The 23,717-nt window shown below is 65.9% G+C and carries 22 protein-coding genes and 2 tRNA genes; 13 read left to right on the forward strand and 11 right to left on the reverse strand.

The annotated features are described in order from the left end of the window. Window positions 1-44: 44 nt before the first annotated feature. The gene (locus BLW05_RS00235; RefSeq protein WP_093158229.1) at window positions 45-1,208 is read left to right on the forward strand and encodes an alpha-hydroxy acid oxidase; all 1,164 of its coding nucleotides are present in this window, start codon (window positions 45-47) and stop codon (window positions 1,206-1,208) included. Between the two features lie 33 nt (window positions 1,209-1,241). Here the strand turns inward: BLW05_RS00235 and BLW05_RS00240 are convergent. After that, window positions 1,242-1,318 (reverse strand) — tRNA-Arg (locus BLW05_RS00240). 54 nt (window positions 1,319-1,372) lie between these two features. Next, window positions 1,373-2,161, reverse strand: coding sequence for an SDR family oxidoreductase (locus BLW05_RS00245; protein ID WP_093158231.1), 789 nt, complete (start codon window positions 2,159-2,161; stop codon window positions 1,373-1,375). 103 nt (window positions 2,162-2,264) lie between these two features. Here BLW05_RS00245 and BLW05_RS35255 point away from each other — a divergent pair, with 103 nt between their 5' ends. Next, window positions 2,265-2,516: a hypothetical protein gene (locus tag BLW05_RS35255; RefSeq protein WP_143044750.1), complete on the forward strand. Its 252-nt coding sequence runs from the start codon at window positions 2,265-2,267 to the stop codon at window positions 2,514-2,516. Between the two features lie 46 nt (window positions 2,517-2,562). On the opposite strand, the gene BLW05_RS00250 is transcribed toward BLW05_RS35255, so the two are convergent. The 3 genes from BLW05_RS00250 to BLW05_RS00260 all read right to left on the reverse strand — a co-directional run bounded on the left by BLW05_RS00250 (window position 2,563) and on the right by BLW05_RS00260 (window position 5,150). Beyond that, a tRNA-Pro gene (locus BLW05_RS00250) sits at window positions 2,563-2,639 on the reverse strand. Window positions 2,640-2,689: 50 nt separating this feature from the next. Continuing rightward, window positions 2,690-3,394 carry a glutathione binding-like protein gene (locus BLW05_RS00255; RefSeq protein ID WP_093158234.1) on the reverse strand — a complete coding sequence of 235 codons (705 nt, stop codon included), beginning with the start codon at window positions 3,392-3,394 and terminating at the stop codon, window positions 2,690-2,692. 73 nt (window positions 3,395-3,467) lie between these two features. Beyond that, window positions 3,468-5,150, reverse strand: a complete 1,683-nt coding sequence (locus BLW05_RS00260; protein WP_093158236.1) for an FAD-dependent oxidoreductase — start codon at window positions 5,148-5,150, stop codon at window positions 3,468-3,470. 143 nt (window positions 5,151-5,293) lie between these two features. Here BLW05_RS00260 and BLW05_RS00265 point away from each other — a divergent pair, with 143 nt between their 5' ends. The 3 genes from BLW05_RS00265 (at window position 5,294) to BLW05_RS00275 (ending at window position 8,877) form a co-directional block, all read left to right on the forward strand. Beyond that, window positions 5,294-6,169 (forward strand): GNAT family N-acetyltransferase, encoded by an 876-nt coding sequence (locus BLW05_RS00265; RefSeq protein ID WP_093158239.1) that lies wholly within the window; start codon window positions 5,294-5,296, stop codon window positions 6,167-6,169. A 64-nt stretch (window positions 6,170-6,233) separates the two neighbouring features. Next, the gene (gene ppk1, locus BLW05_RS00270) at window positions 6,234-8,411 is read left to right on the forward strand and encodes a polyphosphate kinase 1 (RefSeq protein ID WP_093158241.1); all 2,178 of its coding nucleotides are present in this window, start codon (window positions 6,234-6,236) and stop codon (window positions 8,409-8,411) included. Between the two features lie 4 nt (window positions 8,412-8,415). Then, entirely contained in the window at window positions 8,416-8,877 is a 462-nt protein-coding gene (locus tag BLW05_RS00275) for a SixA phosphatase family protein (RefSeq protein ID WP_093160315.1), read from the forward strand. 19 nt (window positions 8,878-8,896) lie between these two features. Here the strand turns inward: BLW05_RS00275 and BLW05_RS00280 are convergent, their stop codons facing one another. Further along, complete coding sequence (locus BLW05_RS00280; RefSeq protein WP_093158244.1) at window positions 8,897-10,432, reverse strand: Ppx/GppA phosphatase family protein; 1,536 nt, start codon at window positions 10,430-10,432, stop codon at window positions 8,897-8,899. A 233-nt stretch (window positions 10,433-10,665) separates the two neighbouring features. Between BLW05_RS00280 and pstS the strand changes: the two genes are divergently transcribed. Genes pstS through phoR form a run of 7 tightly spaced genes read left to right on the forward strand, consistent with a single transcriptional unit; the run spans window position 10,666 to window position 17,307 of the window. Then, a complete protein-coding gene (gene pstS, locus BLW05_RS00285; protein ID WP_093158247.1) occupies window positions 10,666-11,718 on the forward strand; it encodes a phosphate ABC transporter substrate-binding protein PstS in 1,053 nt (350 codons plus the stop codon). Window positions 11,719-11,738: 20 nt separating this feature from the next. Further along, a complete protein-coding gene (gene pstC, locus BLW05_RS00290; RefSeq protein WP_093158250.1) occupies window positions 11,739-12,809 on the forward strand; it encodes a phosphate ABC transporter permease subunit PstC in 1,071 nt (356 codons plus the stop codon). Further along, entirely contained in the window at window positions 12,806-13,690 is an 885-nt protein-coding gene (gene pstA / locus BLW05_RS00295) for a phosphate ABC transporter permease PstA (RefSeq protein WP_093158252.1), read from the forward strand. The genes pstC and pstA overlap by 4 nt, the downstream gene beginning before the upstream one ends. Window positions 13,691-13,695: 5 nt before the next feature. After that, the gene (pstB, locus tag BLW05_RS00300) at window positions 13,696-14,475 is read left to right on the forward strand and encodes a phosphate ABC transporter ATP-binding protein PstB (protein ID WP_093158255.1); all 780 of its coding nucleotides are present in this window, start codon (window positions 13,696-13,698) and stop codon (window positions 14,473-14,475) included. A 9-nt stretch (window positions 14,476-14,484) separates the two neighbouring features. Further along, entirely contained in the window at window positions 14,485-15,186 is a 702-nt protein-coding gene (gene phoU, locus BLW05_RS00305) for a phosphate signaling complex protein PhoU (RefSeq protein ID WP_093158257.1), read from the forward strand. 54 nt (window positions 15,187-15,240) lie between these two features. Further along, window positions 15,241-15,933: a phosphate regulon transcriptional regulator PhoB gene (gene phoB / locus BLW05_RS00310; protein ID WP_093158260.1), complete on the forward strand. Its 693-nt coding sequence runs from the start codon at window positions 15,241-15,243 to the stop codon at window positions 15,931-15,933. A gap of 39 nt (window positions 15,934-15,972) precedes the next feature. Further along, entirely contained in the window at window positions 15,973-17,307 is a 1,335-nt protein-coding gene (gene phoR / locus BLW05_RS00315) for a phosphate regulon sensor histidine kinase PhoR (RefSeq protein WP_093158262.1), read from the forward strand. Here the strand turns inward: phoR and BLW05_RS00320 are convergent. The 3 genes from BLW05_RS00320 to BLW05_RS00330 form a co-directional block, all read right to left on the reverse strand. Beyond that, window positions 17,291-18,574, reverse strand: coding sequence for an MATE family efflux transporter (locus tag BLW05_RS00320; RefSeq protein WP_177142558.1), 1,284 nt, complete (start codon window positions 18,572-18,574; stop codon window positions 17,291-17,293). The genes phoR and BLW05_RS00320 overlap by 17 nt on opposite strands. A 49-nt stretch (window positions 18,575-18,623) precedes the next feature. After that, on the reverse strand, window positions 18,624-20,354 hold the full coding sequence (locus BLW05_RS00325; protein WP_093158267.1) for a hypothetical protein: 1,731 nt from the start codon (window positions 20,352-20,354) through the stop codon (window positions 18,624-18,626). Between the two features lie 81 nt (window positions 20,355-20,435). Then, window positions 20,436-20,693: a type B 50S ribosomal protein L31 gene (locus tag BLW05_RS00330; protein ID WP_088957310.1), complete on the reverse strand. Its 258-nt coding sequence runs from the start codon at window positions 20,691-20,693 to the stop codon at window positions 20,436-20,438. A gap of 120 nt (window positions 20,694-20,813) precedes the next feature. On the opposite strand from BLW05_RS00330, the gene BLW05_RS00335 reads away from it, so the two are divergent. Then, window positions 20,814-21,875: an oxidoreductase gene (locus BLW05_RS00335; protein ID WP_093158269.1), complete on the forward strand. Its 1,062-nt coding sequence runs from the start codon at window positions 20,814-20,816 to the stop codon at window positions 21,873-21,875. Here the strand turns inward: BLW05_RS00335 and rho are convergent, their stop codons facing one another. Beyond that, window positions 21,876-23,141 carry a transcription termination factor Rho gene (gene rho, locus BLW05_RS00340; protein ID WP_088957308.1) on the reverse strand — a complete coding sequence of 422 codons (1,266 nt, stop codon included), beginning with the start codon at window positions 23,139-23,141 and terminating at the stop codon, window positions 21,876-21,878. A 179-nt stretch (window positions 23,142-23,320) separates the two neighbouring features. Beyond that, on the reverse strand, window positions 23,321-23,653 hold the full coding sequence (gene trxA, locus BLW05_RS00345) for a thioredoxin TrxA (protein WP_093158272.1): 333 nt from the start codon (window positions 23,651-23,653) through the stop codon (window positions 23,321-23,323). Window positions 23,654-23,717: the final 64 nt, after the last annotated feature.

Below are 23,717 nucleotides of genomic sequence, written 5' to 3' on the forward strand. Positions count from 1 at the left end.
GCCCATTGCCGAATTCGCAGCGACGCAGAGAACACACCGCGAGCATGAACGCCTTTCTGAATCATGCGGAACTCAGGGAGCTCGCAAGGCGCCGGCTTCCTCGCGCCATCTTCGAATACATCGACAGAGGCACCGAGGATGAGGTCGGTCTTCGGCACAACCGGGAGGCCTTCGACGCGGTGCGCATCCGGCCACGGGTGTTGGCCGCCGGTGGCACCCGTTCGCAGGCGGTCACTCTGTTCGGACAAGCCTGCGACATTCCCATCATTGCCGCACCGACCGCTTGTGCCGGACTGGTGCGCTTTCGCGGAGAGGTCGAACTGGCGAAGGCGGCAGCGGCGAACAACCTGCCGTTCTGCGCTGCGCTGGAAGCCATCAACTCTCTCGAAGACATCACCGAAGCGAGTGAAGGGAACGTCTGGTTCCAGGTCTACGTCTGGCAGGACGAGCAGCTCGTGAGCGCCCTGCTGACGCGGGCATGGAACTTGGGCGTGCGGACCCTGGTCGTCACGCTCGACAGCCCGGTTGCGAGCAAGCGCGAGTACAACCTGCGCAATGGTTTTGGCATGCCGTTCAGGTTCTCGCCGCGCAACGTTTGCGACGTCGCCCTCCATCCCCGCTGGGCCCTTGGCGTTCTGGGCCGCTATCTGGCTTCCGGCAGCGTGCCTTCGTACGCGAACTATCCCGCGGGGCACCGCGACACCATCTTCGCGTCGAGCAAGCCACTGGCGTATCAGGACGACCTGTGCTGGACTCACATGCGCTGGTTGCGCGAGCAGTGGAGGGGCAACCTTGTCCTGAAAGGCATCCTGCACCCGGACGACGCGGTCCTCGCGTGCGAACTCGGAGCGGACGGCATCGTGGTTTCGAATCATGGCGGGCGCACATTCGACAGCGCGGTGGCTCCCATCGAGGTGCTGCCGGAGATAGCGCGAGCGGTGGGTGACCGCGCGACCATCCTGGCTGACAGCAGCGTGAGGCGAGGCAGCGATGTACTGAAGCTGATCGCCGCCGGTGCGAAGGCGGTGATGGTCGGTCGGGTGCTGCTTTATGGCACCGCGGTCGGAGGGATGTCAGGCGCCAGCCAGACGATCGGGATGCTCAGGAGCGAAATCGACAGTGCGCTGGCCATGAGCGGGTGCAAGGACATCCGGAACGTCGACGGGAGTCTCCTCGTCGGCTCGGGCCGTCTTTCTGATCGCTGCTGATGATGATGACGGGGCTGCTGCAGCGGATTGAATTGGCCTGCCCGGAGGGGATCGAACCCCCGACAACCTGCTTAGAAGGCAGGTGCTCTATCCAACTGAGCTACGGGCAGTGAGTGCGGTGCGAGATTCTAAAGCGGCACACAGGCGTCCGCCGGCTGCAGGCCTCAGACCACCAGCGGGGTGGCCGCGCCGTCCATCGAAATGATCGCGCCGGAGATGTAGCTCGCGCCCGGCGATGCGAGAAAGACCACCGCATTGGCGATGTCCTCGGGCATGGCGAGCCGGCCGAGCGGCATGCGCGACTGGGCGTCGCGCAGCACCTCCGCTTCCGGAATCTTGCGCAGGCGCGCATCGGCCGCGATCCCTTCGGCCATGCGGTCGGTCAGTGTCAGCGCCGGGTTGACGGCGTTGACGCGAACGCCGCGAGGCCCGTACGCTGCCGCGAGGCCGGCCGTGGCCAGCATCAGCGCCGCATTGGCGGCCCCGCCCGCGAGATGGGTCGGCGTTGCCACCTTGCCACCCATGCCGATCACGTTCACGATCGCGCCCGTTCCGCGTTCGCCCATGCCCTTGATCACCGGGTCCATCACGTTGATGTAGGTGAAGAACTTGGCCTGCATCGCGTCCTGCCAGTTCTGCGGCCGCAGTTCGTCAAAGGGCGTGCGGCGCGCTGCGCCGGCGGAGTTGACCAGGATGTCGATCGGGCCGGACTCGGCCTGCACCGCGTCGACCATGTTCTGCGCGGCGCGCGGATCGCCCAGGTCCGCGCTGTAGCCGGCGACGGCATGGCCTTCCGCCAGGAGCTGTGCCGCAGCCGCTTCGAGATGCGCCGGCGTTCGGCCCGCGATGCTGACCTTCGCGCCTTCCTTGAGGAACGCGCGCGCACAGGCCAGTCCGATGCCGCGGCTGCCGCCCGTGACGAGTACGTGTTTGCCGGTCAGTCGAAGGTCCATGTCATCTCCGGGAGGTCGTTTGCAACCGGTGGATTGTGAGGTGTTGCCGGAGCGTGGACTCGTCCATACTCCCGGCACCTGAATCATCACGTGGGGATTCCTGATGCGATGTCTTCTGCTGGCTGCGCTGGTGCTATTGGGCGGATGCGCCGATCTGGGAAAGCCTGTCGGCAGCGCGCTGGACCCGCCCTTGATGGGGCACTACTGCGACGCGCCGGTGAGCGGGGCCTGTCTGGGTTGTGACATCCGCTGCCCGTTCCAGGAGCGTGCAAGCTGCAAGTCGGGCGTGACGACGCGGGTCGCGGGCAATCCGCAGGGCGTGTGTACGCGGGGCGCGGTGTGCGAATGCAAATGAAGAAATGCCCGCAACGACGGGCGTCGATGCGGGCATTCAGTTTTGATGGTCGGGGCGGCGGGATTCGAACTCGCGACCCTCTGCTCCCAAAGCAGATGCGCTACCAGGCTGCGCTACACCCCGACAAGCCCTCTATTCTAACCTGACTGAAGGGGCGTTCCGGATTCAGTCGATCAACGACGTTGATATTGCGTCTTGCCGAAGAGAATTTCGCGTTCCTTGTCGCCGGTGATCGGCGTACGCAGGTCTGCAAGCACCTTGACGCCGCGCTGAACTGCCGGCCGCGCCGCGATGCCGTCGAACCATTGCTTCAGGTGCGGGAAGTCCTCGAGCGTGATGCCCTGGTTCTCGTAGCTGCGCAGCCACGGGAAGATCGCGATGTCGGCGATCGTGTAGCTGTCGCCCGCGATGAACTTGTGCGTCGAGAGTTGCTTGTCGATCACGCCGTAGAGGCGCTTGGTCTCGTTCGAGTAGCGGTCGATCGCGTACTGGATTTTCTCCGGCGCGTAGTTGCGGAAGTGATGCGTCTGCCCGAGCATCGGCCCGACGCTGCCCATCTGGAACATCAGCCACTGCAGCACGGCGAATCGGCCGCGGTCGTCTTCCGGAAGGAACTTGCCCGTCTTTCCGGCGAGGTAGACGAGGATCGCGCCCGATTCGAAGAGCGAGATCGGCTTGCCGTCCGGCCCTTCCGGGTCGGTGATGGCGGGGATCTTGTTGTTGGGGCTGATCTTCAGGAACGCGGGCTCGAACTGGTCGCCCTTGCCGATGTTGACGGGATGCGCGCGATAGGGGAGGCCGCATTCCTCCAGCATGATGTGAACCTTGTGGCCGTTCGGCGTGGCCCACGAATAGACGTCGATGGGTGCTTGAGACATGTCCCGGGATCCAGAGGTTGATGACAGGCCGGCCAGCATAGCCGCCGTCGCCGAATCGTGCAGGCGACGGCTTTCAGGCCACCGCGCCCTCGCGCGCCGCCAGGTGCTGATGGATGAGCGCCACGACGGCCGCGCCTTCGCCGATGGCGCCGCCAACGCGCTTGACAGACCCTGATCGCACATCGCCGACCGCGAACACACCCGGCACGCTGGATTCGAGCGGCGCGGCCACCTTGGCGGGAAAGCCGCCACGTGCCTCTGGCCCGGTCAGCACGAAGCCATGCCGATCGAGCGCAACGCCGCAGCCACCGAGCCAGTCCGTTTCCGGCACTGCGCCGATGAAGAGAAAAAGGTTGCGGGCCGGGCAGTCGTGCTGATCGCCGTTGCGTCGGTCGCGCCAGGTCGCGCCGTCGAGGCCGGTGGCCGGCTCGCCATGCAATTGCACGAGCTCGGTGTGGGGCCGCAGCGCGATGTTGGGCGTGGCTTCGATGCGGTCGATCAGGTAGCGTGACATGGTGGCCGCGAGCGAGGGGCCGCGCACCAGCACGTTGACCTTGGCGGCGTGCTGCGAGAGGAACACCGCGGCCTGTCCGGCCGAGTTGCCGCCGCCCACCAGCGCAACTTCCTGTTCGGCGCACAGCTTGGCTTCGAGGGCGGATGCCCAGTACCAGACGCCGCGTCCCTCGAAATCAGCAAGGCGAGGAACCTCGGGCCGGCGGTAGCGCGCGCCGCTGGCGATCACCACGGTCTTCGAGCGCAACCGGCGGCCATCCACCAGTTGCACTGCGATCTCGCCCTTCGATTCCGCAGTTTCGCAGTCGAGCGACGACACCTGCGCCGGGATCAGCATCTCGACGCCGAACTTCTGCGCCTGTACATAAGCGCGACCGGCCAGCGCGCCACCGGAGATGCCGGTCGGAAAGCCCAGGTAGTTCTCGATGCGCGCGCTGGCGCCGGCCTGTCCGCCGAAGAAGCGGCAATCGACGACGATGACGCGCAGCCCTTCCGACGCCGCATAGACCGCCGTTGCCAGTCCGGCCGGGCCCGCGCCGACCACCAGAACATCGAAGAGCTCCTGGCGCTCGAGTGTGTCGACCATGCCGAGGCAGCGCGCCAGCGCGTTCTCGGTGGGGTTGACCGAGACCGAGCCGTTGGGGCAGACCACCAGCAACTCCGCCTCGCCATACTGTTCGAGCAGGGCCGCGGCATCGCGGTCCTGTGTGGCATCGACGACGTGGTAGGGATGGCCGTTGCGGCCGAGGAAGTTCTGGATTCGGAGCAGGGACGCCGATTGCGGGGGGCCGATGAGGACCGGCCCGCTCGCGCCCGATTCGATCAGCGCCACCCGCCGCAGGATCATCGCGCGCACCAGGCGCTCGCCGAGGTCGGCCTCCGCAATGATCAGCGCGCGCAACTGTTCCGGCGGCACCAGCAGGGTCTCGACCCGGCCCTCGGCATGGCCGTCGACCAGCGCGGGCCGCCCGGAAAGTTGCGCGACTTCGGCCAGGAACTGCCCCGGGCCCTGGCGTTCGATCGGCACCACGTGGCCGAGGCCGTCGCGCTGCGTGATCGCGACCACGCCGTCGAGCACGACGAACATGCCCGGCCCGGGCTCGCCGGCGGTGAACAGGCAGGCGCCATCCTCGAAGTGACGCACTTCGCCGAAGCGGCGGATCCGTTCGATGTCCGCGGCGCTCAGCACCGGAAACATCTGATGGCGGCGGGTCTCGACCTCGATACGTACTTCATTGGCCATGAAAACTCCAAGTCTCCTTTGAGCGAATCCCCGGCATTAAACGCCGATGCGGCCGCTTTGGTGCGAGTCACGCAATTGCCACTGGACTGACACGCTTGTTTCACCGCGGGTGCCGAGACTCCGTCCGCAGAAAGGGACCCCGCATGAAAGAACTGCCCACACCGACGTTTCCGTTCTCGCAACTGGGATTGCGTGCCGCGCTCTGGCCTGCCCAGACCCCGCCGCAGCGTTCCGATGCAATCACCGTGCCGCAGCCTGTGCGGCCGGCGGCGAAGGACGCGGCGGGCGGCATCAGCGTGAGCTGGGCGCGTCATCTGGATGAAGTGCGCGCGGCGCAGCGCCTGCGCTACGAAGTCTTCGCCGGCGAGATGGGCGCGCGTCTCTCGACGCCGATCGATGGCCATGACGTGGACCTGTTCGACGACTTCTGCGAGCACCTGCTGGTGCGTGACGACGCCACCGGGCGCGTGATCGGCACCTACCGCGTGCTGACGCCCGCGCAGGCCCGCCGGGTCGGCAGTACCTACAGCGACACCGAATTCGACCTGACCCGGCTGCGCGACCTGCGCCAGCGCATGGTCGAGCTTGGACGCAGCTGCGTCCATGCGGAGCACCGGCAAGGCGGCGTGATCCTTGCGCTCTGGGGCGCGCTGGCCGGCTTCATGAACCGCAACGGCCTCGACACCATGATCGGCTGCGCCAGCATCCCGATGTGGCACAACGGCGTGACCAGCGGCGACGCGGCGGCGAGCATCTGGCGTCAAGTGTCGGAAACACACCTCGCGCCGATTCAATATCACGTGCAGCCGCGGCTGCCGCTGCCGGTGCACCGGCTCGACGACTCGCTCGACGTCGAGCCGCCGGCGCTGATCAGGGGATACCTGCGCCTCGGCGCCAAGGTGCTCGGGCCACCGGCTTGGGATCCGGACTTCAACACCGCCGACCTACCGATGCTGATGCGCATCGAGGATCTGCCGGCGCGCTACCGCAAGCATTTCCTGGGCAATCCAGCCGATTGAGACAGCAGTGCTACATAGTCATACGACTGTCACGCAACTGTCATAAGCTGTCGCGTTTTGGTCTATGGTTGTATCTGTGTCGGCTGATCCTGAGTTCGTTGCCCCGTTGCCGGAATCCGGCGACAACCTGAGCGTCCCCGCCAAACCCGGGCTCACGCTGCTCGATCGTGACCACAGCATCCTGGCCTTCAACGAGCGTGTGCTCGACTGGGCACACCGCCCCGAAGTGCCCCTGATCGAGCGGCTTCGCTATCTCACGATCGTTTCCTCGAATCTCGACGAGTTCTTCGAGGTTCGCGCCGCGCCGCACCTGGCCGCGCACATCGCCGGCGAGCGCAAGGGCAACTACAACGTCGATTCGTTCGAGCGGCTGGCCGACGCGGCGCATTCGCTGGTGGGCCGGCAATACGCGCTGTACAACGACGAGCTCATCCCGGCCTTTGCGGCCAAGGGCATCCAGATCATTTCGCACGGCGAACGCAATGCGGTCCAGCGCAAATGGGTGCACGACTATTTCGAGCGCGAGGTGCGTCCGCTGCTCATCCCGGTCGGGCTGGATCCGGCGCATCCGTTCCCGCAGGTCGCGAACAAGTCGCTGAACTTCATCGTGCGCCTGAGCGGCAAGGATGCCTTCGGCCGCGAGAACCCGATTGCGATCCTGAAGGTGCCGCGCGTGCTGCCGCGCATGATCCGCATGCCGGCCAAGGTGTCGGGCGGCAAGACGCTGTTCATCGCGCTGTCGAGCGTGGTGCGGGCGCACCTGTCGAGCATGTTCCCGGGGCGCGAAGTCGGCGAGTTCTCCCAGTTCCGGGTGACGCGCCATTCCGATCTGGCGGTGGACGAGGAGGACGTCAAGAACCTCCGCACCGCGCTCCGGCAAGGACTCCAGCATCGCCATTTCGGGCAGGCCGTGCGGCTGGAGGTGTCGTCCAGTTGCGCCGAATCGCTCGCGAGCTTCCTGCTTGCGCAGTTCGATCTGCCGCCGCAGGCGCTGTATCGCGTGCATGGGCCGGTCAACCTCGCGCGGGTCGCGCAGATGATCGACCTGCTGGACGAACCGCAACTGCGCTTCCAGCCCTATCAGGGTTCGTACCCGGTGGCTCTTTCGCCGGGGCAGTCCTTCTTCGAGCGGCTGCAGCAGAGCGATGTGCTCATCCACCAGCCGTTCGAGAGTTTCGAGGGTGTGCTTGCCTTCCTCCGTGAGGCAGTGCAGGACCCGCAGGTGCTCGCGATCAAGCAGACCATCTACCGGACCGGCGCGGATTCGCAGATGATGGATTTGCTGCGCGAGGCCGTGCGCCGCGGCAAGGAAGTGACCGCGGTCGTGGAGCTCAAGGCCCGTTTCGACGAAGAGGCCAACATCAACTGGGCCGAGATGCTCGAATCGATCGGCGCGCAGGTGGTCTACGGCGTGGTCGGCCTGAAGACGCACGCGAAGATGTTGCTGGTCACGCGCCGCGAGGGCAAGCAGATGCGCCGGTACGGCCACCTGTCGACCGGCAACTACAACCCGCGCACCTCGGCGCTCTATACCGACATCAGCCATCTGACGGCCGATCCGCTGCTCACTGCGGACATGGAGACGGTGTTCGTCCACATGGCGAGCCAGAGCCGTCTGCCCAAGCTCAACCGGATGTGGCTGGCGCCTTTCGATCTGCATCGCAACCTGATTGCGCGCATCGACGCGCTGGGGGCGGCCTCGGCGGCCGGCGAGCCGACGCGCATCGTCGCGAAGATGAACGCCCTGACCGACGAGGCCCTGATTGCGGCGCTGGTGAAGGCAGGGCAGAAGGGCGTCAAGATCGACCTGATCGTACGCGGCGCCTGCACCTTGCCGGCGAAGGTGCCGGGGCTGACCGACAACATCCGGGTACGCTCCGTGATCGGCCGCTTCCTGGAGCATTCGCGGGTCTTCTATTTCCGCCAGGGGGCCGATGAGTCGCTCTACCTGTCGAGCGCCGACTGGATGAACCGCAACATGTTGCGGCGGATGGAGTTGGCCTGGCCGGTGACCGATCCGGTGCTGCGCCAGCGGCTCATCGACGAATGCCTGGTGGCCTATCTGCACGACGGTCGCGATGCCTGGAACCTGGATTCCGACGGTGTCTATCACCGTGTCTACAAGGACACCCATGCAGGCGAGGACGGGGCACCACGCAACGTCGAAGCCCACGGCGCCCAATTGGCGCTCATGAATCGCTATGCATCGCGCGGGTTCCGGCGCGCCGCACCACGGAGCTGACACCATGGATCTGATTTTCTGGCGCCATGCCGAAGCCGAGGAATGGGTCGAGGGCACTGACGACATGCAGCGCTCGTTGACGCCGCGCGGCGAAAAGCAGGCCAAGCGCATGGCTGCGTGGCTCGACCGTCAACTGCCGGAAGGCACCCGCATCGTCTGCAGCCCGGCGCGCCGTTGCGAGCAGACCGTGCTTGCGCTCGGCCGCAAGTACAAGTTGCGCGGCGAACTGGCGCCCGACACGACGCCCGATGCGCTGCTCTCCGCCGCGGGCTGGCCCAATGGCCGGTCTGTGGTGCTGATGGTCGGCCACCAGCCTTCGCTCGGGCAGGCCATCTCGCTGCTGCTGGGGCTGCAGCAGGACAGCTGCCCGGTGCGCAAGGGCTCCGTCTGGTGGATCCGCACGCGCGAGCGCGACGGCGACGTGCAGACCGTCGTGGTGACGGTTCAGGCGCCGGAGTTGCTGTAGAGCGCCTCCCGTCGCAGCGTCAGGCCGCCGCCTTCAGGCTGCCGGCCAGGTCGATCCGCCAGTTGGTCCGCTGCCATGCCAGCACTTCCTCCCGCAGGAGGTGGCTCGACTGGGGATAGAGTTCGGGCCAGTCCGGTCGCGTGGTGATCGTGAACTGCCGGCTGCCGGGAGAATGGATGATCTTCAGTCCTTCGAGGTCCGGATCCCGCCGTGCGTGACAGAGGATCACGGCCAGGCGCAGGGCGATCAGCTGCCAGACGAAGGCCTCGTCGTCCAGCACCATTTCGAGCTTGCGCAGCTTGCCCCGGTGGCCGAGCACCAGCTGGCTGAGCCAGTGCATCTCGTTGACCGCAAAGCCGGGCGCCTCGGTGTTGTCGAGGATGTAGGCGCCGTGCTTGTGATAGTCGCTGTGCGACACGTGGGTCCCGATCTCGTGCAGCCTGGCCGCCCAGCCCAGTTTGCGCAAGGAGCGGCCGGGGCGACTGGTGGTGCTGGCCCCGCGCGCGCGCGGCTCGAGTTGCAGGAAGAGTTCCGCCGCGGTGTCAGCGACCCGCCGGGCTTGCGCGGCGTCGACCGCGAAGCGGTTGGCCAGCCTGCCGACCGTGGAACTGCGCAGATCGGCAACGACGGCGTCGCGTTCCAGCAATTCGTAGAGCACCCCGTGCCGCAGGGCGCCCTGGGCGACCCGCATCTCATCGATCTCGAGCAGGTCGAACACCGCGCGCAGTACGCTCACGCCGCCGCCGATCACCGCCTTGCGGTCCTCGCGCATGCCGTCGATGCGCAGGCGGTCGGCGCTGCCGGCCTTCAGGAGCTTGTCGAGCAGCCAGTCCAGCCCCTCGCGCGTGACGAGTCCCGGCTCGTTGCCGGCGGCCACGAGCACGTCGCCCACCGCGCCGATGGTGCCTGACGATCCGTAAGCCACGTCCCAGCGGTCCGGCACGTAGGTGGACAGCGCGTCGTCGAGCACCGCCTTGGCCGCGACCTCGGCGGCGCGGAAGGCGGCCGGCGTGAACAGGCCGCTCGCGAAGTGCTTCATCGACCAGGCGACGCTGCCTACCCGATAGGACTCCATCGCCTCGGGTTCGAGCCCCTGGCCGAGGATGATCTCGGTCGAGCGGCCTCCGATGTCGACCACCAGCCGGCGCTCGTTGTTCGAGGCGTCGGTGTGCGGGAGCGTGTGGGCGACGCCCAGGTAGATCAGGCGCGCTTCCTCGTGACCCGAGATCACGTCGATCCCGAACCCCAGAATGGTGCGCGCTCGCAACAGGAACTCGTCGCGGTTGCGGGCTTCGCGCAGCGTCTGTGTTGCGACAGCCCGGACCTCCGAACGCTTGAAACCGGCCAGCCGTTCGGCGAAGCGGGCAAGGGTGTCCCAGCCCCGCTGCATTGCTTCGGGCGTGAGGTTGCGGGCGCTGTCGAGCCCATTGCCCTGGCGGACGGTCTCTTTGATGTACTCGGTGCGGTGGATCTGGCCGTGATCGACCCGGCCGATTTCCAGCCGATAACTGTTCGAGCCCAGATCGACCGCGGCGAGGCGGGTTCCGTTTTGCATGTTGAAGTAGGGATGTCGGGGCCTGATCGTAGCCGGAGGGGCACCATGGCCCGCGCGCGGCGAGGGATCAAGGCTAGGTGTGCAGTGTGACGCTTCGATGACAGCGTCACAAACTGCGGCTTGCTTCAGAGGGTAATTCTCCTCTGTCAAAGGTGTCATCGCACTGTCACACAAGGTTTCTAGAGTCCATGCCAACCCCTGAGGGGGCTTTTGTGCATACCAAAGGAAGTCTTATGAAGATGACGTTCAAGTTCGCAGCTGCCGCCGGTCTGATCGCCGCCGCGTTTGCCGCCCATGTTTCCGCTTTCGCCCAAGAGGCCACGGGCGCTGGTGCCAGCTTCCCGGCACCTCTGTATTCGAAGTGGGCCGCCGACTTCAACAAGGCCACCGGCGCCAAGATCAACTACCAGTCCGTCGGTTCGGGCGCGGGCATCAAGCAGATCGACGCCAAGACCGTGGACTTCGGCGCTTCGGACATGCCGCTGACGGACGACGAGCTCAAGACCAAGGGCCTGATGCAGTTCCCGACCGTCATTGGCGGCGTGGTGCCGGTCATCAACATCCAGGGCATCAAGCCCGGCGAGCTCAAGCTGAGCGGCGCTGTGCTCGGCGACATCTACCTGGGCAAGATCGCCAAGTGGAACGATCCGGCCATCAAGGCACTGAACCCCTCGCTGAACCTGCCTGACGCCGCGATCGCACCGGTTCGCCGCGCGGACGGCTCGGGCACCACCTTCCTGTTCACCAACTACCTGAGCAAGGCCAATCCCGAGTGGAAGGCCAAGGTCGGCGACGGCACGGCGGTCAACTGGCCCACCGGTGCGGGCGGCAAGGGCAATGAAGGCGTCGCCGCTTTCGTGAACCGTCTGCCCAACTCGATCGGCTACGTGGAGTACGCCTACGTCAAGCAGAACAAGATGAACTACGCCCAGATGCAGAACAAGGACGGCAACTTCGTGTCGCCGGACGATTCGGCATTCAAGGCGGCCGCCGCGGGTGCGGACTGGTCCAAGAGCTTCTACCAGGTGCTCACCGACCAGTCGGGCAAGGAATCGTGGCCCATCACCGGCGCCACCTTCATCCTGATGCACAAGACGCAGGACAAGCCGGCGCAGGGTGCGACGACGCTGAAGTTCTTCGACTGGGCCTACAAGAACGGTGACAAGACCGCCGGCGACCTCGACTACGTGCCGATGCCCGACAAGGTCAAGGGCGTGATCGCCACCGCCTGGGGCGACATCAAGGACGCGTCGGGCAAGTCCGTCGCTCCGGCGTCGAGCAAGTAAGCAAGACACCTGGCGCGCCAATGGGCAATCCGCTTGATGGCGCGCCGCTTTCGGAGCGACCTGTGTCATCCACATTTCCTGCGAACGCCACCCCGATCGACGTGAACGCCGAGCGCGCCCGTGCGAAGGCAAGCCCGCCGCCGGCCAAGCGCCCGCGCTCCGGCCCGGCGGCCGATCGCCTGTTCGGCCTTGCCGCCAAGGGCGCCGCGCTGCTCACGCTCGCGATGCTGATCGGCATCCTCCTTTCCTTGCTGGCTGGCGCGTGGCCGGCCATCTCCAAATTCGGTCTCGGCTTCCTCACCAGCAGCGTGTGGGATCCGGTGCAGAACGAATTCGGCGGCCTCGTGATGATCTATGGCACGCTGGCCACTTCGTTCATTGCCCTGGTGATCGCCGTGCCGGTGAGTTTCGGCATCGCGCTCTTCCTCACCGAGATGTCGCCGGCCTGGCTCAAGCGGCCGCTCGGCACCGCCATCGAACTCCTTGCGGCCGTGCCCTCGATCGTCTACGGCATGTGGGGTCTGCTGGTCTTCGGCCCGATCCTCTCCACGTACGTGCAGCAGCCGCTGCAGAAGCTCTTCGCGGGCGTGCCCTACCTGGGCGCGCTGGTGTCCGGGCCGCCTGTGGGCATCGGCATCCTTTCGGCCGGGATCATCCTCGCGATCATGATCATTCCGTTCATCGCCTCGGTGATGCGCGATGTGTTCGAGGTCACGCCGGCGCTGCTCAAGGAATCGGCCTACGGGCTCGGCTCCACGACGTGGGAAGTGGTCTCGAAGGTCGTGCTGCCCTACACCAAGGCCGGCGTGGTCGGCGGCATCATGCTCGGCCTCGGCCGTGCGCTCGGCGAGACGATGGCCGTGACCTTCGTGATCGGCAACACCAACCAGCTCGCGTCGCTGTCGGTCTTCGAGGCGGCGAACAGCATCACCTCGGTGCTCGCGAACGAGTTCGCGGAAGCCGGGGCAGGTTTGCACCAGGCCTCGCTGATGTACCTGGGCCTCGTGCTGTTCTTCATCACGTTCGTGGTGCTGTCTCTGTCGAAGCTGCTGCTGGCGCAGATGCGCAAGAGTGAAGGGAAGAAGGCATGACGACCGCTGAACGCCTGCTGAGCGCCAAGGCACTCGAGGAAACGCGCGCGGCCAAGTTCGCCGGCCGCAAGCGCATCAACATCATCGCCCTGGGGCTGTCGCTTGCCGCGATGGCCTTCGGCGTGTTCTGGCTCATCTGGATCCTCTGGGAGACGCTGCGCCTGGGCTTCGGTGGGCTCACGCTTGCTGCATTGACCGAGATGACCCCGCCGCCGAACGAGGCCGGTGGCATCGCGAATGCGATCTTCGGCTCGTTGGTGATGGTGGCGCTGGCCACCTTCATCGGTGCGCCGATCGGCATCATGGCGGGCATCTACCTGGCCGAGTACAACCCCAAGGGTTGGCTGTCGAGCGTCATCCGCTTCGTCAACGACATCCTGCTTTCGGCGCCGTCGATCGTGATCGGCCTGTTCGTCTATGCGCTCGTCGTCGCCCAGCTCAGGTCGTTCTCGGGCATTGCCGGCGCCGTGGCGCTTGCGCTTATCGTGATCCCGGTCGTGATCCGCACGACCGAGAACATGCTCCAGCTCGTACCGCCGGGGCTGCGTGAAGCGGCCTATGCGTTGGGCACGCCGAAGTGGAAGGTGATCCTGAGCATCACCCTGCGTGCCGCGCGTGCGGGCGTCGTGACCGGCATCCTGCTGGCCGTGGCGCGCATCGCGGGCGAAACCGCGCCGCTGCTCTTCACCGCGCTGAGCAACCAGTTCTGGACGGCCGATCTGACCCAGCCGATGGCCAGCCTTCCGGTGACGATCTTCAAGTTCGCGATGAGCCCCTACGAGAACTGGCAACAGCTCGCGTGGGCCGGCGTATTCCTGATCACGCTCGCGGTTCTTGCACTCAACATCCTCGCGCGAGTTCTCACGCGCAACAAGCTCTGATCAACATGGCACCCACTCTCGCTCAACCCTCGCGCGCGAAGATTTCGGTCAAGGACCTGAACTTCTACTACGGCAAGTTCCACGCACTCAAGGGCATCAATCTCGAGATTCCGGAGAACAAGGTCACGGCCTTCATCGGGCCGTCGGGCTGCGGCAAGTCGACCCTGCTGCGCACCTTCAACCGCATGTTCGAGCTCTATCCGGAGCAGCGCGCCGAAGGCGTGATCGCGCTCGACGGCGAAAACCTGCTGACCTCCAAGCAGGACGTGGCGCTCATCCGCGCCAAGGTCGGCATGGTGTTCCAGAAGCCGACGCCGTTCCCGATGTCGATCTATGACAACATCGCCTTCGGCGTGAAGCTGTTCGAGAACCTTAGCGCTTCCGAGATGGACGACCGTGTCGAATGGGCGCTCAAGAAGGCGGCCCTGTGGACCGAGGTCCGCGACAAGCTGCAGCAGAGCGGCTCGGGCCTCTCCGGCGGCCAGCAGCAGCGTCTGTGCATCGCGCGCGGCATCGCGATCAAGCCCGAAGTGCTGCTGCTCGACGAGCCGTGCTCGGCGCTGGACCCGATCTCGACCGCGAAGATCGAGGAGCTGATCGCGGAACTGAAGAGCGAATACACCGTGGTCATCGTGACCCACAACATGCAGCAGGCTGCCCGCTGCAGCGACTACACCGCCTACATGTACCTCGGCGACCTGATCGAGTTCGGTGCTACCGAAGAGATGTTCTTCAAGCCGAAGCGCAAGGAGACCGAGGACTACATCACTGGCCGTTTCGGCTAAGGAGTTCGAATGACCGAAAAGCACCTTTCCAGCCAGTTCGACAGCGAACTCAACATGGTGTCGTCGCGCGTGATGGAGCTCGGCGGCATCGTGGAATCGCAGATCAACCAGGCCGTCTACGCGCTGCAGGAGTTCGACTCCGAGACCGCGGAGCGCGTCATGGAGACCGAGAACCGCGTCAACGCGATGGAGATCGAGATCGACCGCGAGCTTTCGTCGATCATCGCGCGACGGCAGCCGACCGCACGCGACCTGCGCCTCTTGATCGCGATCTCCAAGACCACCGCCAACCTCGAGCGCGTGGGCGATGAGGCCAACAAGATCGCGCGCATGGTCAAGTCGATCATCGAGAGCGGCGCAGCCCGTGCCCTGCCGTCGACCGAACTGCGCATCGCCGCGGACATGGCATCGGGCCTGCTGCGCAAGGCGCTCGATGCGTTCGCGCGACTCGATACCGCCGCGGCGCTGTCAATCCTGAAGGACGACGATCTCATCGACAAGGAGTTCGACGGCTTCGTGCGCAAGCTGGTCACCTACATGATGGAAGACCCGCGCACGATCTCCGCGAGCCTCGACCTGCTGTTCCTCGCCAAGGCGATCGAGCGCATCGGCGACCACGCGAAGAACATCGCCGAGTTCATCATCTACATCGTGAAGGGTGCCGATGTCCGGCATGCCTCCATGAATGAAATCGAAGCACAACTGCAATGAGCACGCCAGGCGGCCATACGCCGTCTCGCGAATGAATGGAGAATCTGAGGATTCATGAAGAAACCCCGCATTCTGATCGTCGAGGACGAGTCTTCGATCGCCGAGCTGATCGCCGTCAACCTTCGCCATAACGGCTTCGAGCCGATCTGGGCCGAAGACGGCGAATCGGCGCAGCGCGAGATCGATGCTTTCCTGCCGGACCTGGTGCTGCTGGACTGGATGCTTCCGGGCCAGAGCGGACTGCAACTCGCGCGCCAATGGCGCAAGGACCCGCGCACGAAGACCATCCCGATCCTGATGCTGACCGCGCGCGGCGACGAGCCGGACAAGGTCGCCGGGCTCGACGCCGGTGCCGACGACTACATCACCAAGCCCTTCTCGACGCAGGAGATGCTCGCGCGGATTCGCGCGGTCTTGCGTCGCCGCGCGCCTGAAGCGGTGACCGAGCGGGTCGAGATCGGCGAACTCGCGCTCGACACCGCCACGCATCGCGTCACGTGGCAGGGCAATCCGCTGAAGGTCGGGCCGACCGAATTCAAGCTGCTGGGCTTCCTGATGCAGCACGCCGAGCGCGTGCACAGCCGCGCGCAGCTGCTCGACAAGGTCTGGGGCGATCACGTCTATATCGAGGAGCGGACGGTCGACGTCCACGTCAAGCGTCTGCGCGAATCCCTCGGCCCGGCCGCGCCGATGGTCGAGACGGTCCGCGGCGCGGGCTACCGGTTGACCGCACAAGCCACCGTCTGAGAGGCCTCCCCGCCGAGCCGGGCGGGATAATGTTCGGGCATGCCCTTTCGTATCGCGACTTTTCTACTCGCTTCGCTCCTTGGCGGCGGCGCCGCTGCATTCATTGCCTGGCGGTTCGCCTGGCTCGGCGCATGGCTGGGTGCCGTGGCGTGGCTCGCGATCGATGCGTGGCGGGCGCACCGGCTCCTGCGTGTGCTGCGCAACGATGCCGTCGGGCTGCCGTCGCGCGGTCCGGGGGTCTGGGTCGAGCTGGCTGAACGCATCCGCAAGCTGCTGCGCGACCGGGAGAAGCTCGCACAGCAGGCCGAGGAGCGGCTGCAGGAATTTCTCGCGGCGATCCAGGCATCGCCCAATGGCGTGGTGCTGCTCGACCAGCAGGGCCGCATCGAGTGGTGCAACCAGACGGCGGCCGAGCAACTCGGCATCGACGCCGAACGCGATCTGCTGCAGCACCTTTCCAACCTGGTGCGCGATCCCGCCTTCGTGGCGTACCTGGCGTCGTGGAACTACAGCCGCGATGTGGTGATCGATGCGCCTTCGAAGGCGATGCAGCGCAACCAGCACTGTCGCCTGTCGATTCAGGTGCACCCCTATGCCGGCAACCGCCGCATGCTGCTGACGCGCGACGTCACCTCGCTGGAGCAGGCGGAAGCGATGCGTCGCGATTTCGTCGCCAATGTGTCCCATGAGATCCGCACGCCGTTGACCGTGCTGGCCGGTTTCGTCGAGACCCTGCAGAACCTGCCGCTGGATGCGGACGAGCGCGCCCGCTACCTCAACCTGATGAGCCAGCAGTCGCACCGCATGGAGACACTGGTCAACGATCTGCTGACCCTGTCGCGCCTCGAAGGCAGCACCGCGCCGCCGCCCAACCGGTGGATCCGCGTGCGCGCCTTGCTGGCCCAGTGCGAGGATGAAGCGCGCGGGCTTTCGAGCCGGCTGTCGCAGCAGGGACATCGCCTGTCGTTCACGATAGAAGCCGATACCGAAATTGCCGGCGCATCGACTGAATTGCAGAGCGCCATGTCGAATCTCGTGAGCAATGCGCTGCGCTACACGCCGCCGGGCGGCGAGGTCGCGGTGTTGTGGCGCCAGTTGCCCGACGGCCGGGGTGAGTTCTCGGTGCGCGATACCGGCCCGGGCATCGCTGCGGAGCACATTCCGCGATTGACGGAGCGCTTCTATCGCATCGACCGCAGCCGCTCCCGCGAAACCGGCGGAACCGGCCTTGGCCTCGCCATCGTCAAGCACATCGCGCAGCGCCACGGCGCCGAACTGCGGATCGAAAGCAAGGTGGGCGAAGGCTCGCGCTTCACGCTGGTTTTTCCGGTCACGCGACTGCGCCGGACGCCGGCGGTCAGCGCTGTCGCCTGACAGTCCACCCGAGCAGCACGAGAAAGAGCACCGCGGTGGCGAAAAGCGCCGCGCCGCTCATGAGCCAGAACGCGAGGGGCGATTGCATCGCCGCCCAGGGGCCGATCCCGCGATAGGCCAGCAGATAGCTCCCACCCAGGCCGACGCCCCACAGCAGGGTGCAATAGAGGATCAGCGGCATCACCGTCACCTGATAGCAGCGCAGCACGAAGACGCACAGCGTCTGCAGTGCGTCGGCGAGGTGATAGAAGGAGGTCGCCAGCAGCAGCGTCGCCCCCAGCGCGATGACTGCGGGGTTGGCCGAGTAGATGCCCGCCAGCTGCCAGCGGAACAGCGCCATGGCCGATGCGATGAGCAGCGCGAAGAGCAGCGTCAGCTGGAAGCCCTTGCGCCCCGCCTTCCGCGCGAACAGGGGGTCGCCGGCACCCAGCCAGAAGCTCACGCGCGCGCTCGTGGCGATGGCGAGCGACAGCGGCACCATGTAGGCGACCGCGGTGAGGTTCGAGGCGATCTGGTGCGCGGCCGACGCTGCCGTCCCGAGGCGGGCGATGAAGAGCGCCATGAGCGTGAACGAGGTCACTTCCACCAGCACGGCGAGCCCGGCCGGGAGGCCCAGCCTTGCGAACTTGCGAAGCTGCGTCCAGTCGGGCGGCTCGATGCGCTGCCAGAAGCGGTACTCGCGATACGAAAGTTCGGTGCGCAAGAGCCAGAGCGCCGCGCCGAGCATGGCGTAGTTCACCACCAGCGTGGCCCAGCCGCATCCGACGAGGCCCATCGCCGGCAGGCCCGCACCGCCGAAGGCGAACCAGATCGACAGCGGCAGCTTGATGCCCAGCGATGCCAGTTGCAGCCAGGTCACGAGTTGCGGCTTGCCCAGGCTCTGGTTGAGCGTGCTGAAGAGACGGAAGAGCAGGGCCGGCGCCAGGGCGAAGGCGAGCACGCCAAGATAAGCCTCGACGTCGCCGCGCATGCCTGGCGGCACGTCGGTCCACCGCAGCATTGGCGCGGGAAACAGCAGGATCGCCATCCCGATCGCGATCGCGGCGCCGCAGACGTAGAGCGATTGCCTGACCGACCGGCCGACCTCGGACGTACGTTGCGCGCCATGGAGCTCGGCCCAGACAGGCAGCAGCGCCTGCAGCGCCCCCATCAGGGAGACATAGACGCTGATGAAGATCGCGGACCCGACCGAGAGCGCAGCCAGCGCGCCTTCGGCATAGCGGCCCGCAACGATCGTGTCGGTGACGCCGAAAGCCATGACCGCCATCTGCCCGACGAACACCGTCGCGGCGTGGCGTCCGATGACGCGCCGCTCGCTAGTCACCGACGGGCGTCAGGCGTTGATACAGCAGCAGGTCGTCCCCGGGGCTTGTCGGGCGACGCAAGGTGCCGACGAGGCGCCAGCTTTCGAGATTCACGATCTCATGGAGCTTCGCGATTGCGTCGGGGCTGACCAGCAGCCAGGGGCAGGGCGGACCGCCGACCAGCGGCTGCACGTTGAAATTGCCGTGGTAGCGCAGCGCCGCGATGTGCGGGCGGCCAAGTGCCAGTTCGGAGATGCAGCCCGGCTGGCCGACGCGTTCGGCGATCGCGTTGACCTGCGGCACATAGCTGCGGGCGAAGTCGAGCACCGGCAGCCACAGCGTCATGACCAGCATCCAGCACAGGGCGGCGCCTCCGGCTGGCAGCACGAGCGTCTTCCACAGCGCCGCGCGATGGCGTCCGGTGCGCCATCGCACCAGCCAGGCCCAGGCCAGCGTTGCCGTGAGCGCGAAGATAAAGGGCGCCAGGGAAAACTGCGGAACGAAACCTGGGGCCAGCCTGGCGACGTTGGCCGCAGGCTTGGCCGGAACGCCGGTTTGCATGGCGACCCAGATCACCCAGATGATGATGGCCGAGCCGCTGAAGAACAGCAGAGTGAACCAGTCGATCAGCGCGGCCACGCTGCGCCGGAAGGTCGGCAGCGCGAAGGCGGCCAGTGTCGCGAACGCCGGCAGGCCAAGGAGCAGCGAGCGCTCGGAGAAATTGGTGGTCCAGGTCGCCAGCAGCGGCACGGCCGCGAACCACATGGGCAGGGCGACGTGGCGTGCAGTCAATTGCCGGCGCCAGCGCCAGAGTGTCCAGATCGCGAGCGGCCAGGTCGGCCAGGTGAACCAGAGCAGGAGCTTGGCCTGGCTGCGCACTTCGGGCAGCACGCCGCGCGAGGTCGGCAGGTCGATCTTCCACTCCAGCAGGCCGAGCGCGCCTGCCAGTGCGCACGCGAGCAGCGAGATGACGAACACCGCCGCGATCGAGGCCGTGGTGTAGGTGGGTTCGGACGCGGGCACTTCCTGGGCCGGCAGGCGCTTGCGTTCGATCAGCAGGATGACGCCACAGCCGATTCCAAGTGCCAGGCCGACCGTCGGACCGCCGCTGAGCGCCAGCCCGACGGCGCCCAGGATCAGCGCGGCGAAGGGGCCGATGCGTCGGTAGGGCAGTGCCGCGACACCGAAGAACAGGTTCGAGGCGAAGAACAGTTGCGCGAGGGCCGGCGTGGTTTCATGCCCGAGTTGGGCCAGCCCGAGCGATGCAATGAGCGCCAGGAGCGCCCCGTCGGCGATGGCGCGCGCATAGTCGGTCGGCCGCGCCTCGCCGCCGAAGGCGAATGCGACCGGTTGGGCGCGGTAGGTGCGCGCCAGGTAGTAGACGGCATACCACGTCACGGTGAACGTGCCGGCGAGAAGCAGCGCGAAGGCGATGCGGACCGCGAGGTCGGGATTGATCCACGAAGGCGCGATCTTGATCGCCCAGGCCCCGATCCAGTAGGGGATCAGCGCCGGCGTCTCGGGGCGCAGCCCGAGCAGCAGCGGGTCGAACCAGGCCGCAATGCCCCCCTTGCTCTGGGCGAGCTCGGCCATGTAGCCGAACGAGGTGATGTCCGCGCTCTTCCACGGACCGCGGCCGAGCAGGCCGGGCATGAGGTACGCCGCGCACAGCAGCAGCAACGCAACGCGCGGGAGGCGGCGCACGGCGCTCTGGGCAACGATTGCGGGCGTCGGCTGGTTCAACTCGGGTGGGGAGCGTGCTCGTTGGGAAAGAAAAAGGGCAGCGCGGTAACCCGGGCTGCCCTCGACTCGGAAGCGCCTTCCTTACTTGGAGGCCGTCTTGCCGAAGCGGTTGCGGAATTTCTCGACGCGGCCGCCCATGTTGTCGACCGACTTTTGCGTGCCGGTGTAGAACGGATGCGATTCGCTCGAGGTATCGAGCTTGAACAGAGGCAGTTCACGACCGTCGTCGGTCTTGCCGGTTTCCTTGGTGTTGACGCACGAGCGGGTCACGAACTTGAAGCCGTTCGACAGGTCGACGAACAGAACTTCGCGGTAGTTCGGGTGAATGCCTTCTTTCATGATGATTCCTTTGGTCGATGCGAGAGCCACAATCCACGCAGCAGGGGCGCCGCGGTGCACTTTTCGCGAAGCCCGCAATTATCGCATACTGGCCCTTTTCTGCGCCAGAGGCCTAGAGTCATGCCCCAAACCACCCTGCGTGCCGGCCTTGTCGGCTACGGATTCGCCGGTCAGACCTTTCATGCGCCCGTCCTGTCGGCGGTGCCCGGACTGGTGCTTGGCGCCGTGGCAAGTTCCCAGCCGCACAAGGTTCACGCGGATTGGCCGCAGGTGGATGTGGTCCCGGATGTTGACGCCCTGTTGCGCCGAACCGACATCGATTTGGTGGTCGTCGCCACGCCCAATGCCCAGCACCATCCGGTTGCCAAGGCGGCGCTCGCCGCCGGCAAGCACGTGGTCGTGGACAAGCCGTTCACCCTCGATGCGGCGCAGGCGCGCGAGTTGGCGGCGATGGCCGAGCGGCAGGGCCGGGTGCTGTCCGTCTATCAGAACCGGCGGTTCGACTCCGACTTCCTCGCGTTGCGCGAAGTCCTCGCAAGCGGCGAACTGGGGCGACCGGTCTACTTCGAGTCGCATTTCGACCGTTTTCGCCCCGAGGTGCGGGCGCGCTGGCGTGAACAGCCGGTGCCTGGCGCCGGGCTCTGGGTCGATCTCGGCTCGCACCTCGTCGACCAGGTGGTGCAGTTGTTCGGCCGTCCCGATGCGCTGCATCTCGACAGTGCGGTCCTGCGCGATGGTGCGCTCGTCGAGGACTACTTTCACGCCGTCTTGCGCTACGAAAGCGGCCCGCCTGCGCCGCTGCGTGTCGTCCTGCACGCGACGACGCTGGCTGCACATGCCGCTCCCCGCTACATCGTGCATGGCACCCGGGGCAGCTACATCAAACGTGGCGTGGACCCTCAGGAAGACGCGCTTCGCGCCGGAGGCCGCCCGACGGATGCCGCATGGGGTGCGGATCCGGTCGACGGCGAGCTGACGGTGTGCGCGGCCGACGGGCGCATGCAAACGCGCAAGCTGCCGACGAAGGCGGGCGACTATGTCGCCTACTACGCCGCGTTGCGCGATGCGATTCTGGGGAAAGGCCCGAATCCGGTCTCGCCGGATCAGGCGGTCGAGCTGATGGAACTGCTCGACCTCGGCCGACAAAGCGCCACCGAAGGGCGGGCCCTGCCGGCGCGCTGATCAGCCGCCGCGACGCATCATGTCGAAGAACTCGACATTGGTCTTGGTGGCCTTCATGTTCTTGAGCATCAGCTCCATCGCCTCGATCTCGTCCATGTTGTACATGAGCTGACGCAGGATCCGGGTCTTCTGCAGGATCTCGGGCGGCAACAGCAGTTCTTCGCGGCGGGTGCCGCTGCGGTTGAGCTGGATCGAGGGGAACACGCGCTTCTCGTAGAGGCGGCGGTCGAGGTGGATTTCGGAGTTGCCGGTGCCCTTGAACTCTTCGAAGATCACCTCGTCCATGCGGCTGCCGGTGTCGATCAGCGCAGTGCCGATGATGGTCAGCGAGCCGCCTTCTTCCACATTGCGTGCCGCGCCGAGGAAGCGCTTGGGGCGCTGCAGGGCGTTGGAGTCCACGCCGCCGGTCAGCACCTTGCCGGACGAAGGCACCACGTTGTTGTAGGCACGGGCGAGGCGGGTGATCGAGTCGAGCAGGATCACCACGTCCTTCTTGAGCTCGACCAGGCGCTTGGCGCGCTCGATCACCATTTCGGCGACGTGTACGTGGCGGGCGGCGGGCTCGTCGAAGGTCGAGGCGATGACTTCGCCCTTGACCGTTCGCTGCATCTCGGTCACTTCTTCAGGCCGCTCGTCCACGAGCAGCACCATCATGTGCACCTCGGGGTAGTTGGCACTGATCGCGTGTGCGATGTGCTGCATCATGACCGTCTTGCCGCTCTTGGGCGGGGCCACGAGCAGGGCGCGCTGGCCTTTGCCGATCGGGGCGATGATGTCGATGATCCGGCCGGTGATGTTCTCGTCGCCCTTGAAGTTGTCGCGTTCGAGGCGCATCAACTGCTTGGGGAACAGCGGGGTCAGGTTCTCGAACATGACCTTGTGCTTGTTCGCCTCGGGCGGGCCGTCGTTGACCTTGTCGAGCTTGGTCAGCGCGAAGTAGCGCTCGCCGTCCTTGGGCGTGCGCACTTCGCCTTCGATCATGTCGCCGGTGTGCAGGTTGAAGCGTCGGACCTGGCTCGGCGAGATGTAGATGTCGTCCGTGCTCGCGGTGAAGCTGGTGTCGGGGCTGCGCAGGAAGCCGAAGCCGTCGGGCAGGATTTCGAGCACGCCGTCGGCAAACACCTGTTCGCCGGCCTTCGCACGCTTCTTGATGATCGCGAACATCAGTTCCTGCTTGCGCATGCGACCGACGTTTTCGATCTCCAGGGCTTCGGCCTGCTTGAGGACTTCGGAGACGTGAAGTGCCTTGAGTTCGTTTAAGTGCATGGAACGACCCCTTGCGGGGATAGCTGTCAAAACGGGGGGGAGGTTTGATGTGAGGCGAGAGATGCCTCACAAACCGGGGAACTCGAACCGGGTCCCTGAAAGGGCCGGTGATCTTTGGGGGATTATGACAGGAAAAAAGCCGCCAACGCATTGCGCGTGGGCGGCCGGGAGGCTCTTTTTCAGGCGAGCTGCTGGTCGATGAAGGCGGTCAGTTGCGCCTTGCTCATCGCGCCGACCTTGGTGGCGGCAAGCTGGCCGTCCTTGAACAGCATCAGGGTCGGGATGCCGCGGATGCCGAACTTGGCGGGGATGTCGCGGTTCTCGTCGACATTCATCTTGGCGATCTGCAGCTTGCCTTCGTAGGCGCTGGAGACTTCGTCCAGGATTGGCGCGATCATCTTGCAGGGGCCGCACCATTCGGCCCAGTAATCCACGAGCACAGGCTTGCCGGACTTGAGCACGTCGGCTTCGAAAGAGGAGTCGGAGATGTGTTTGATGAGGTCGCTGGCCATGGGATGTGTCCTTCTGCGCTGAGAGTTTCGGTGCAGCTAAAGTGCGGGTCATTGTGACAGAAAC

It is taken from the genome of Variovorax sp. YR216, from assembly GCF_900107745.1.
Classification (GTDB): domain Bacteria; phylum Pseudomonadota; class Gammaproteobacteria; order Burkholderiales; family Burkholderiaceae_C; genus Variovorax.